Source organism: Paenibacillus paeoniae, from assembly GCF_003388735.1.
In the GTDB taxonomy this organism is placed as follows: Bacteria; Bacillota; Bacilli; order Paenibacillales; family Paenibacillaceae; genus Pristimantibacillus; species Pristimantibacillus paeoniae.
Map to the genome: position 1 here is coordinate 1 of NZ_QUBQ01000004.1, position 12,658 is coordinate 12,658.

Annotated in this window: 13 protein-coding genes and 1 other RNA gene; all 14 read right to left on the bottom strand. The window is 49.5% G+C overall.

The features are described from left to right. Positions 1-313 precede the first annotated feature (313 nt). Positions 314-577, bottom strand: coding sequence for a pro-sigmaK processing inhibitor BofA family protein (locus tag DX130_RS18390; RefSeq protein ID WP_116047868.1), 264 nt, complete (start codon positions 575-577; stop codon positions 314-316). Next, complete coding sequence (locus DX130_RS18395) at positions 574-816, bottom strand: DUF2508 family protein (protein WP_116047870.1); 243 nt, start codon at positions 814-816, stop codon at positions 574-576. The genes DX130_RS18390 and DX130_RS18395 overlap by 4 nt, the downstream gene beginning before the upstream one ends. Before the next feature lie 162 nt (positions 817-978). Then, positions 979-1,578, bottom strand: a complete 600-nt coding sequence (recR, locus tag DX130_RS18400; RefSeq protein ID WP_116047871.1) for a recombination mediator RecR — start codon at positions 1,576-1,578, stop codon at positions 979-981. Positions 1,579-1,624: 46 nt separating this feature from the next. Beyond that, the gene (locus tag DX130_RS18405; protein ID WP_116047873.1) at positions 1,625-1,936 is read right to left on the bottom strand and encodes a YbaB/EbfC family nucleoid-associated protein; all 312 of its coding nucleotides are present in this window, start codon (positions 1,934-1,936) and stop codon (positions 1,625-1,627) included. 26 nt (positions 1,937-1,962) lie between these two features. Further along, complete coding sequence (gene dnaX, locus DX130_RS18410; RefSeq protein WP_116048481.1) at positions 1,963-3,756, bottom strand: DNA polymerase III subunit gamma/tau; 1,794 nt, start codon at positions 3,754-3,756, stop codon at positions 1,963-1,965. 216 nt (positions 3,757-3,972) lie between these two features. Continuing rightward, an RNA gene (ffs, locus tag DX130_RS18415) (signal recognition particle sRNA large type) lies at positions 3,973-4,240 on the bottom strand. A gap of 122 nt (positions 4,241-4,362) precedes the next feature. Further along, positions 4,363-4,734: a hypothetical protein gene (locus DX130_RS18420; RefSeq protein ID WP_116047875.1), complete on the bottom strand. Its 372-nt coding sequence runs from the start codon at positions 4,732-4,734 to the stop codon at positions 4,363-4,365. A 118-nt stretch (positions 4,735-4,852) separates the two neighbouring features. Beyond that, positions 4,853-5,050 (bottom strand): 50S ribosomal protein L31, encoded by a 198-nt coding sequence (gene rpmE / locus DX130_RS18425; protein ID WP_116047876.1) that lies wholly within the window; start codon positions 5,048-5,050, stop codon positions 4,853-4,855. Between the two features lie 129 nt (positions 5,051-5,179). Continuing rightward, entirely contained in the window at positions 5,180-6,448 is a 1,269-nt protein-coding gene (locus tag DX130_RS18430; protein WP_116047878.1) for a radical SAM family protein, read from the bottom strand. Between the two features lie 23 nt (positions 6,449-6,471). Beyond that, the gene (gene rho, locus DX130_RS18435; RefSeq protein WP_116047880.1) at positions 6,472-7,812 is read right to left on the bottom strand and encodes a transcription termination factor Rho; all 1,341 of its coding nucleotides are present in this window, start codon (positions 7,810-7,812) and stop codon (positions 6,472-6,474) included. A gap of 97 nt (positions 7,813-7,909) precedes the next feature. Continuing rightward, on the bottom strand, positions 7,910-9,166 hold the full coding sequence (locus DX130_RS18440; protein ID WP_116047882.1) for a UDP-N-acetylglucosamine 1-carboxyvinyltransferase: 1,257 nt from the start codon (positions 9,164-9,166) through the stop codon (positions 7,910-7,912). Between the two features lie 114 nt (positions 9,167-9,280). Then, positions 9,281-10,135, bottom strand: a complete 855-nt coding sequence (fba, locus tag DX130_RS18445) for a class II fructose-1,6-bisphosphate aldolase (protein ID WP_116047884.1) — start codon at positions 10,133-10,135, stop codon at positions 9,281-9,283. Between the two features lie 249 nt (positions 10,136-10,384). Beyond that, positions 10,385-10,783, bottom strand: coding sequence for a response regulator (locus tag DX130_RS18450; protein WP_116047886.1), 399 nt, complete (start codon positions 10,781-10,783; stop codon positions 10,385-10,387). Between the two features lie 162 nt (positions 10,784-10,945). Then, entirely contained in the window at positions 10,946-12,550 is a 1,605-nt protein-coding gene (locus tag DX130_RS18455; RefSeq protein ID WP_116047888.1) for a CTP synthase, read from the bottom strand. Positions 12,551-12,658 lie beyond the last annotated feature (108 nt).

The following is a 12,658-nucleotide window of genomic DNA, read 5'->3' on the forward strand; positions in this document are numbered from 1 at the left end:
CAAGCTGATTAAGTAAACTTCGTTATCGATTCAATCTTGCGATTGTATCGGGCAGTTTCGCTCGTTGTTCAGTTTTCAAAGAACAATCTCTTGTCTTTCGTTTCTTGCGTGTCAGCCGTTTGTCTCAGCGGCGACTTTTATAATATATCACAGCTGCCTAGGTTAATGCAAGCATTTTTTTAAATTCTTTTTTCATGCTTTCTTGCATAATTCCTTGGCGCGAACATTAATGTAGCATAATCAATAAGGACTCGTCAACCACCTTATTCATATTCGGAACATTCAGAGTTGGGTGATCATTCCATCCTTTTTCTCAAACGATAAACAATTGGACACCCGCCAACATGAAGACCCCCGGCACACCTAATACAACTGCTGTACTAATCGTAATAGGATTAAGCGGAATATGCAGCCCCTCAATAACTCCTAATTCATTAACGATGTAGAGCAGCCCCGCAGCCACAACCAGATGCAGGGCAAATCCCCGGAGCCAGCTCCAGGATAGCTTATGCCTCAGCAGGATCCCTATCAACAATAAAGATGAAACAATCAATATAGAAAGCCATACGATTTTCATTGCCCAACTACCTCCCATTGGGGCCATGGCCCCTTCATTTTTTTGGCCTTATGAATGAGCATCGCATATCTCTTCTCTGCCGTAATAATCGCATGAATAGCATAATCCACTTGTTCGTGCCCTAATGCATGCTCGAAAAATCGTTTTGCATTCTCCCATTCCCGCAATGTCTCCCTTATCTCTTCCTTGATACGGCGCTTGTGCGTTGCTTCTGCATCCGTCTTGATCGTTAACTCCATAACCGTCCCTCCTTGTCCATCCCTTAATGGCTTCCTTCATATGTGTATAAGCCAGTGGACAAGATTAGAACGATAATATGAAAGGATCTTCCTTCGGATAAAACAAAAACCGAACTCCCCATTGAAGGAAGTTCGGTTTATAGTAGAAACCATTCATTTAAGTTAAATTAATTCACGTCTGCCTTCCAGCGCTTTGGATAGCGTAACCTCATCGGCATACTCCAGATCGCCGCCGACCGGCAAGCCGTGTGCGATTCTGGTTACTTTCAGACCGAACGGCTTGACTAGTCGAGACAAATACATCGCGGTCGCTTCACCTTCGATGTTCGGATTCGTGGCCAGAATAAGCTCCTGTACCTTCTCATCACTAAGCCTTCTCAGAAGCTCAGCTATCCGAATTTCATCCGGCCCGATTCCCTCCATTGGAGAGATCGCTCCTTGCAGCACATGATAGTAGCCGTCAAATTCCTTCATACGTTCCAGAGCCACAAGATCCTTGGATTCCTGTACCACACAAATAACAGAACCATCGCGAGACTTGTCTTGGCAAATTCTGCACGGGTCCGTATCCGTAATATTGCAGCATACGGAGCAATAAAATAAATTCCGCTTTACGCTTACCAACGCTTTGGCAAAGTCGATGACATCATCTTCTTTCATCCGCAACACGTGGAAAGCAAGCCTTGCAGCCGTCTTGGGGCCAATACCAGGCAAGCGCGTGAATGAGTCGATCAATTTCGCTATCGGTTCCGGGTAATGCAAAAGGGTACAGCTCCTCTCAGGCCTTCAGCAAAGCTTCAGCCTGTTATTAGAACAGACCCGGGATTTTCATGCCGCCCGTAAATTTGCCCATATCTTGGTTTGCAAGCTCATCTGCTTTTGTAAGAGCGTCATTAACAGCTGTCATAACTAGGTCTTGCAGCATTTCTACATCGTCAGGATCTACCGCTTCCGGCTTAATGATAATATTAAGAAGCTTCTTGTGTCCATTGACAGCAACTGTAACAACGCCGCCGCCAGCCGTTCCTTCAACCGATTTGGTTTCCAGTTGCTCCTGTGCTTTCAACATTTGCTCCTGCATCTTCTTCACTTGCTTCATCATCTGATTCATATTGTTCATGTTCATTCACCCCATCGATTTAGTAGTTATAGATTGTCCTTCACAACGACAAGCTCTTCACCGAATAGCTTAACGGCTTCTTCCACCCATTCAGGACGCCTGCTTACCGACTCGGGACCGCCTTCTCCTTCAGGCACAAGCTCTAACGGCTCACTCGCCGCCTCACCTGCCCCATCCAAGGCTGTTTGCCAGTCCTTCAGCATCACCGTGACCAAATGATACGCAGTACCAAGTACCTCTTGCGCTATGCGCTCGATAATTTCTCGATGGTTCGGCTTTTCAGTCGTTTCCCTATGAATATCATTCTTGAATGCCAGAAGCAAATTGCCGCCGTCGACGGACACGAGTTCCCCGTCTTTCAGCCACGCATGAAGCGTCACTTTGGCATCCTTCACGCGGCCTAGTACATCGCCCCAACGCGAACGCGCTATGCCTGACTCCGGACTGCCTGCCGCTGCTATATAACCCTCAAGCTTTACTTTGGAACGGGCAATGCCGCCACCGCTGCCGAAAGCACCTCGAATGGCGCCTCTGGAACCTGGCCCCGAATTGCGGGAAGCTCCTGCTCCTGCGTCTTGCCCCGCTTGAGGCTGAACACCGCCTTGCAACAAGCCCTCAAGCTTGCGTTCTAGAGCATTTACTTGCTGGCGAAGCCGTGTCACCTCAGCTGATGAGGCATTATCCGCGCTGCCGGAATCACTCGATCCGTGGGCAACTTGACTGGAAGTCTGCTCATTTCCTATGGCACAAAGCTTCATCAACGCCACTTCGAATAACGTCTGCGGCTGTGAGGCATGCTTTAATTCTACTTGATAACGATTAAGAACATCAATCATGGCAAACAATCGTTGGGAAGAGTAGGCTTCCGCCATAGCCACGAACCGATCGCGATCCACCACTCGCTCCGTTACTGCGCCTCCTGAGGGAGCAAGCTTTAGAACAAGCAAATCACGGAAGTAGTACATTAGATTCTCCATGCACTTATCCGCAGCCTTGCCTGCTTGCATCAAGCCCTCTACAAGCGGCATAAGGGCAGCTACGTTGCGATCCCGGAGGGCTTCAGCCAATTGGTAGAATTGATCAGCAGCCATGCCTCCTGTAACATCTATTGCTGCATCTAACGTAATTCGCCGATCGCCGAACGCCGCAACTTGCTCCAGCAGACTGATGGCATCCCGCATTCCGCCTTCGGACAACCGAGAAATATAAGCCAGCGCATCCTCATCCGCGACTATGCCTTCATCTTGGCAGATTTGCATCAGCCTGCCCGATTGTTCCTCCAGCGAAACTTGCCTGAAGTCGAACCGCTGACATCTGGATATAATCGTTGCCGGAAGCTTATGCGGCTCTGTTGTCGCCAATATAAAGATAACATGACCGGGCGGCTCCTCAAGCGTCTTGAGAAGCGCATTGAACGCCTCGGTAGTGAGCATATGCACCTCGTCAATAATGTACACTTTGAAGCGCACTTCCGACGGAGCATACCTTACCTTGTCTCGTATTTCCCTAATTTCATCAATGCCGCGATTGGATGCGGCGTCAATCTCGATAACGTCCATAATGTGTCCTGCTGTAATTCCTCGACAGGCAGCGCATTCATTACAGGGCTCCACAGTTGGTCCACGCTCACAGTTCACTGCTTTAGCGAGCACCTTGGCTGTCGTTGTCTTACCTGTTCCCCGCGGTCCATTGAATAGATAGGCATGAGACACACGATTCTCCCGAATCGCATTTTGAAGCGTCTGTATAATATGCTGCTGTCCAACCATGTCCTGAAACGTCTGAGGACGCCAGGCACGATATAACGCGATATGTGACACGCGACCCTTCCCTTTCAGCTTGCCTGATCTTCTCAAAGCAGCTTTTTCTGATGCCTCTATTATACTACATCGCAGCACCAAGCAAAATGTTAAAAAGCTTATAGAAGCAAAAAGTCCCGCAGCTTTCGTTCTCTCAAGCATCAATAGCTCGATGAACTGCAACTGCGGGACTTTCATGGTATGGGCATCCGCTGCCCTTCACATCTATGGTTAGAACCGTGCACCTGCCCCTGATAAATACGATCCAAGCGGCATTCTTGCTGCACAGCTCGAGCCAGGCACTCCCCCGGCACATGAACTAACTTGCTTACGGCTGCTTCCTTCCGGACCTGACCGAGTTCACAAGCGTCCATTGCGGAGGACCCAACTGTCAACACTGCTTGCAAGCGCCAAGCCTCACATCAGCATAACCTCAGACAGGAATTCAACCTCGCTACAGCGGATTGCGAGTTACAGGGCACCGCTACCTCCCCATCTAGCACGGCAAAGACAAGTATAGTACATTCCAGAGCAAAGCGCAACCTATGGAGTTTTTTGCATGTCGTAGACTGTGAAAAAGCGCCCTGGAGTTTTTTGCATGTCGTAAGGCTGTAAAAAATCCTCTGCCTAGCTCCGAACCTTCACATGCACGTCGTAACGTGGAAAGTTGGACTGGAGGATGCTCTGCGCTTCAGCCCTTATACGTTCCCGATCGGCGTCCGACAATCCCCGATTGATGCGCAACGTCACATTGGCATCGTCCCCGTTAAATCCAACCTCGGTCTTGCGTATGCCCTTCACAGGCTCCAGCAATTGCCCCATAAACTGAATATCCTTCTCATATAATGTACCGCTGCGATTAAGCAGGTTCGGATTGCTGTTCGAATAGCCGAGGTAACCGTCATTCTGGTACGACTGAGCTTTATCAGACGCCTGTTTGGCACAGCCGCCAAGCATAATTGCCGCTCCGAACAAGCCGATCCAAAGCAGCTTCCACATCCTTCGTCCTCTTCTATATCCCTTGAAATAACCCATAAAAAAACCTCCCTTATAACCATAGGATGGCTGAGGGAGGCTCTTGTATTCTGCCAAATAAAGGCTGAATGATTGTAATAAATTAAATGCCGTATTTCTTCTTGAAACGGTCGACGCGGCCGCCGGCATCCAGGAACTTCTGCTTACCCGTGAAGAATGGGTGACATGCGGAGCAAACCTCAACACGAAGGGTCGATTTGATCGAACCTGTCTCGAACGTATTGCCGCAAGCGCAAGTTGCTGTAACGACGTGGTATGTCGGATGAATACCTTGTTTCATCTCGTTCACCTCTTTCTGCCCTGAGCCACATGCGGGCCCAGAATTAAATCACACATGCGAATTATAGCATGGATAAGCAAGATGGCGCAATGGTGCGCCGTGCGAATCCTTCTATATTGGATCGAACTGCTATCTCATCACAATCGGCCTGCGCATTCCCACTGGGGGAACATGCGTATACGAGCCGATCACGACATCAGGAAGCTCCTGACGGTAAATTTCAAGCATCTGTTTCATCCCGTAGATCTCACCTTGCGCCTTCGGTATAAGAGCCAGATAACTCTCCGGATCAATATTCAGATTGCGCATCTGGATAAGTTTCAGTCCCGTTCGCTTGACGAAGCCGATCATCGCCTCGATCTCTTCTTCCCGGTCCGTAACGCCTGGGAAAATCAAGTAGTTGATGGAGGTGTATACTCCTTGGTCCGTCGCATACTTGAGCGATCGCTCCACATTCTGCAGCGTATACGCACGCGGCTTATAATACGCATTATAATGGTCGTCAAGCGCACTAATCGTACTTACCCGCATCAGATCAAGACCAGCATCTACGATTGCTCTCATAAAATCGGTCAGGCCCGCATTGGTATTGATGTTGATATACCCGAGTGAGGTTTGCGCTCTTACCCGATTCATCGCTTCCACGATGATCTTCATCTGCGTCGATGGTTCTCCCTCGCAGCCTTGGCCGAAGCTGATAATCGATTCCGGCTCCTTCAGCTGCTCCAGCATAATCTCCACTACTTCATCCACAGTCGGCTTGAAATTCATGCGCGTCTGCGGCGCTACGAAGCCGCTGTCATCCGGCTGCTCTGAGATACAGCCGAAGCATCCTGCGTTGCAGGAATACGATACGGGAACCGCACCTTCCCAGCGGCTTAGAAACGTGTTGGATGCCGTGAGGCACTCATAACCGAGCGCACAGTTGGACAAGTGCTTGTACAGCCGGTTATCGGGATACTTCTGAAGCAGCCTCTCCACTTGCACATTCAATTCGTTCCGATCGCAATTAAGCGGATCCCAGCGTTCAGGGTCGTCGCACTGCTCGGCTGTCACAAAAAATTGCCCGTTCTTCCAGACAACAGCCGTGTAACCGAACAGAGGCAGCTTCTCATTCTTATCTGACTTCACATAACCAGGCAGACATAAACGAGTGTAGCCCTGCGGCAATAACGCCCCTACCGCTTGAGCCCCGCCGGGCAGCGCCTGCATTTGGCCCGAGTCTGGATCTAGTCCTATCGGTCTCGTGAATGGGAGACTTACGAGCGTCGCTCCTTCCGGAAGCGGAATAAGCTCGTCCTCCATCAGCTCTACAATCATATCGCCGCTTCGTCCAAGTCCGATATAGTCAGGATGGTCGAACACATTGCCGTGTTCATCCGCATATACGAGATTCATGATGTTCTCCTTTCCACGGAACCTTAAGAGGTATGCGTCGTTCTGTTCACCGGTCTGCGGCTTGCCGAAGACGCTGAATTGCTCTTCATGGCGTGGCGCTCGTTCTTAGGCGGTTCGGCCGAAGTGTCGAGCGACATAAGAAACTGCTCATTATTATCCGATTCCTTCAGCTTCTTAAGGAAGTTATCAACGAAGTCAGGCGTATCCGTCAAGCTTCTCCGAATAGCCCAGATCTTGTCCAGCTCTTCCTTGCTCAGGAGCAACTCTTCACGACGCGTACCCGATCTGCGCATATCCAGCGCAGGGAAGATGCGACGTTCAGCCAACTTCCGATCCAGATGAAGCTCCATGTTGCCGGTGCCTTTAAATTCTTCATATATAATATCGTCCATACGTGAGCCGGTCTCGATCAATGCCGTTGCAAGAATCGTTAAGCTGCCGCCCTCTTCCACATTACGAGCCGAGCCGAAGAAACGCTTCGGACGATGGAAGGCTGCTGGATCAATACCGCCGCTTAAGGTCCGTCCGGATGGAGGAATGACCAAGTTGTATGCTCTCGCCAGACGTGTAATGCTGTCTAGCAAAATAACGACATCCTTCTTATGCTCCACCAATCGAAGCGCTCTCTCCAGGACAAGCTCCGCTACCTTGATATGATTCTCCGGCAGCTCATCGAAAGTCGACGATACAACCTCTCCTTTTACGGAGCGCTGCATATCTGTCACTTCCTCTGGACGCTCATCAATTAGCAGCACAAAAAGCTCAATGTCCGGATGATTCTCCGAGATGCTATTGGCAATTTCCTTCAACAAAAGGGTTTTGCCCGCTTTGGGCGGCGCGACGATCAGACCCCTCTGACCTAGTCCAACAGGTGCCAGTAGATCCATCATACGGGTGGATAGCTTCGACTGCGAGGTTTCGAGCACTAATTTCTTCTCGGGATATAGAGGAGTAAGGGCAGGAAAATGAAGTCGTTCAGACGCTGTGTCAGGATTCTCTCCATTTACAGCATTGACTTGAAGCAGACCGAAGTAACGTTCGTTTTCTTTCGGCGGCCGGCACTTGCCGGATACGAGATCGCCGCTCCTCAGATCGAATCTGCGGATCTGGGAAGCCGAGATATAAATGTCTTCTTTGCTTGGCAAGTAATTAATAGGGCGCAGGAAGCCGAAGCCTTCTTGCAGGATATCAAGTACGCCTTCCATGAACATCAGTCCGCTCTTCTCTGCTTGCGCACGAAGAATAGCGAAGATGAGCTCTTTCTTCTTAAGCTGACCGTAATAGGCGATCTGGTACTGCTTCGCCAGCTTGTACAGTTCCGTCAGCTTCAATCCTTCCAGATCCGCGATCTGTAGATCCGACATATTCTCACCACTTTATTCAAATTATATAGAGTATGACTGATTAATCATCTTTACCATTCTATGCCAGTTCTATTCCGCGAGGAAAGTCGGAGTCCCTTTAGGACTCCGTCTCACGCCATACTTCCGCACCCAGTCTGGTTAAATTCTCAACGAGATGATCATATCCGCGATCAATGTATTCCACATTCGAAATTTCCGTGACGCCATCCTCTACGGTTAGTGCAGCTACGACAAGCGCGGCTCCCGCTCTGAGGTCTGCAGCTTTTACCTTGGCAGCGTTAAGCTTCGTCCCCTCGATAATAGCGGAGCGGCCTTCCATTCGAATGTTCGCTCCCATGCGCGACAGCTCCGGCACATGCTTGAACCTTGTTCCATACACATAGTCCGACAGAATGCTGACACCCTTTGCCTGGGTCAACAAGGTCGTCATCGGGGATTGCAGATCCGTCGCGAATCCCGGATAAATCAATGCCTTGACATCAATAGCCGTATATTCAGGCGCTCCAACAATACGGATCGCTTCATCCATCTCTTCCACTTGCACGCCCATCTCTTCAAGCTTGGCGGTCAGTGCCTCCAAGTGTTTCGGGATAACGTTATCAATAAGAACATCACCGCGGGTTGCCGCAGCCATAATCATATAAGTGCCTGCCTGGATTCGGTCGGGAATAATGGAGTGACGGCAGCCGTGAAGCCGCTCGACCCCTTCAATACGGATCGTTTCGGTTCCGGCACCTTTAATGGTGGCGCCCATGGCGTTCAGGAGAGTAGCTACATCTATAATTTCAGGCTCTTTTGCCGCGTTTTCAATAATTGTGGAGCCTTTGGCTCTTGAGGCCGCCAGCATAATATTAATCGTCGCGCCTACACTTGCGACGTCCAGATAAATTTTTGCCCCGCGCAGTTCCTTGGCGGCAATTCGTATCGAACCATGTTCATTCGTTACGGTAGCGCCCAGTGCTTCAAATCCTTTTATATGCTGGTCAATAGGTCGCGGTTCGAAGTTGCAGCCGCCCGGAAGTCCGATCGTCGCTTCGCCGAAACGCCCCAGTAATGCCCCCATCATATAATAAGAAGCTCTAAGCAGCTTCACCTTGCCATTAGGCATCGGCTTTGAGATCAGCTGGGAAGGATCGATTCGCATCGTATCGCCATCCCGTTTCACAACAGCACCCAGCTCTTGCAATATTTCACTATACACTGCCACATCGCTAATAAGCGGCAAATTGTCGAGCACAACTTCAGATTCTGCCAAGATGGCCGCTGGCACAAGAGCCACTGCACTGTTCTTGGCCCCGCTAATCTGGACAGTTCCGCGCAGCGGACGTCCGCCGCGTATCATGAGTTTCTCCATCAAATCAATAATCCTCCTGTTAGTTGGAAGATAACAAAGGAAAAACCGCCGAAGCTAGCGGCCGTAAAGCCGCTAGTCCTGTTCAGGCGGTTTGTCCTCCCTTGTTCCTGTTGCTTAAGCTTGATTGTTACTTCCGAACAAGCGGATTTTTTCTTGAATAACAGCCTTCATCGCAGCGCGTGCAGGCGTTAGGTATTTACGTGGATCGAACACTTCACCGTTAGCGCTCAGCACTTCGCGGATCGTCGTTGTGAAAGCCACTTGGTTTTCTGTATTCACGTTGATTTTACCAACGCCAGCTTGGACCGACAGACGAATCGCTTCGTCTGGAACGCCCGAACCGCCGTGAAGTACAACCGGTACTGGAATAGCGTCAGCTACTTTTTGAATAATATCGTAATGGATTTTTGGCTCGCCTTTATACATGCCGTGAGCTGTACCAACAGCGATAGCCAGACAGTCTACACCAGTCTCCTCGTAGAAGCGAATTGCTTCTTCTGCGTTAGCCAATGTAGCATCAGCTTCATCAACGCTCAGGTCATCCTCTACGCCGCCGATTGTTCCAAGCTCGCCCTCTACGGATACGCCCATAGCGCGCGCTGCCTTTACAACTTCTTTCGTCAATGCAATGTTCTCTTCAAGGCCATAGTGGGAGCCGTCGAACATAACAGACGAGAAGCCTGCACGGATACACTTCATTGCAACTTCAAAGCTGCTTCCGTGGTCAAGGTGAAGCGCGATTGGCAGACCGGATTTTTTAGCAGCCGCTTCAGCCATTGCTACAGTAAATTCGATACCCATGTATTTAAGAGCGCCTTCGCTGACCCCGTAAATAAATGGCGAATTCTCTTCCATAGCAGCCTCGACAGTCGCTTGCGCGAACTCCAGGTTGTTCATGTTGAATTGACCTACTGCGAATTTGTTTGCTTTTGCTTTTGGCAAAAACTCATTCATAGACACGAGTGGCATAGTTCTGTTTCCTCCTATAGTTAGCTTTCTGTCTCAAGCCCGTTCCGACTTGTCATTCTGAGCTATTATATCATACTGCGGCTGCAAATAGTAAAGCTTGTTTTATAAGGCTGGAAAAGGGTTGGGACGCTTCATCCAGGATGAGTTATTTTCATCATCAAATAGAGCCGGAAGCAGGACAAGCCTTCTCCCTCCCAAGCAAAAAACGGCACCGACGCCTATTCAGCATCGGTACCGTTCCATATCTCGTTATGAACCTACCGCGAAACGGCCTGAAGAGTTGCCTCCATGCAGCTGCCGGTTCACTTCCATTCTCATTTCGTCGATGTCGAACGGCTTCGTGAAGTGCATGAGCGCTCCCAGGTCGGTCGCTTCCTTAATCATATCCAATTCGCCATATGCGGTCATCATGATGACTTTAATCGAAGGGTCTATGGCCTTGATATGCTTCAGAATCTCCAGTCCGTCCATGCCAGGAATCTTCATATCCAATAAAACCAAATCCGGCGCTTCCAGCCTCACGATTTCCAAAGCAAGCTTGCCATTGGCCGCTTGAAATGTATGATAGCCCTCGCTGCTGAACACTTCCAGTAGCAGCACGCGGATTCCGTTCTGATCGTCAACAATAAGTACCTTCTTCTTATCCAAGCTTCATCTACCCCCCGAGACTAAACTCCATATAAAAAATTGACATCCTCGAAAATACTCATTTTTTATATATTCGTGAAGCTAAGGGATTTTCCTTCTAATCTATACAAAAACTTACTGTCTTTGATAGAAAGTCGAACATCAACGCAAGTCACCGATCCATTAACGCTCGGAATAACCCAGGGATGCTTGGACAAAGCCTTGGAACAACGGTTGCGGACGGTTAGGTCTTGATGTAAACTCCGGATGGAATTGAACAGCAAGGAACCAAGGATGATCCGCAAGCTCAACCATCTCCACCAAACGTCCGTCCGGCGAAGTACCGGAGATGATAAGTCCAGCCGCCTCAATAGCCTCGCGGTATTCGTTATTGAATTCATAACGATGACGATGACGCTCGTATACAAGCTCATCCGAATATTCGCGAGCAGCGATCGTCTCAGGGACGATCTTACAAGGGTACAGACCAAGACGCATCGTTCCGCCCAGATCCTCGATGTCCTTCTGATCCGGAAGCAGATCAATAACCGGGTACGGCGTAGCGGAATTAATCTCCGAGCTGTTGGCGTTAGCCAATCCTACGACGTTGCGCGCGTACTCGATGACCGCAACTTGCATGCCTAGACAAATACCGAAGAACGGTACGCCTTGTTCACGCGCATAACGAATCGCGCTGATCTTGCCTTCGATGCCGCGGTCGCCGAAGCCCCCTGGCACGAGAATGCCGTGAATGCCCTTCAGATTGTCCGCTACGTTGGCATCTGTCAGCAGTTCCGCATCCACCCAGCGGATCTTGATCTCGGAATCAAGCGCAATGCCTGCATGTCCGAGCGATTCCACGATACTGAGGTACGCATCATGAAGAGCTACGTATTTGCCGACAATAGCAATTTCAGTCGTCTTATGCAGTGACTTGACACGAGCAACCATGCTTTCCCATTCGCGCATATCTGGTTGATCTGTCGTCAGCTTCAGATGATTAACCACGATTTCATCAAGACCTTGCTCTCTGAGCATAAGAGGTACTTCATAAAGGGTCGATGCATCGCGGCATTCCACAACAGCATTAGCGTCGATATCGCAGAACAAGCCGATTTTGCGCTTCATATCCTCAGCAAGCGGATATTCCGTCCGGCATACGATAACGTTCGGCTGAATGCCGATGCTGCGCAATTCTTTTACACTATGTTGCGTAGGCTTTGTCTTCACTTCGCCTGCCGCTTTAATGTAAGGAATAAGTGTTACGTGAATATACATCACATTGTCGCGACCGATATCACTCTTGATCTGACGAATCGCTTCCAGGAACGGCAAGCTCTCAATATCGCCAACCGTACCGCCAATCTCCGTAATGACAACATCGGAGCCCGCTTCGCGTCCTGCACGGAAGACACGGTCCTTGATTTCATTCGTAATGTGAGGAATGACTTGGACTGTGCCACCGAGGTAATCCCCGCGGCGCTCTTTCGTAATAACATTGGAGTAGATCTTGCCCGATGTTACGTTGCTGTTCTTCGATAGGTTGATATCGATAAAGCGTTCATAGTGACCAAGATCAAGGTCAGTTTCTGCTCCGTCGTCGGTTACGAATACTTCACCATGCTGATAAGGGCTCATCGTTCCCGGGTCCACGTTAATGTACGGATCGAACTTTTGAATCGTAACTTTCAGGCCTCTATTCTTCAGCAATCTGCCGAGAGAAGCCGCTGTTATTCCCTTGCCCAAGGATGAGACTACGCCGCCGGTTACAAATATATATTTGGTCACTGTGATGATACCCTCCATGCTCCTATGTTAATTTCAGTTTGCCCTTACAGAGACCGTTTAAAAAGCGTTTTATGAAAGCAAGTTCTTTTTAAACGTACACTATCAGGT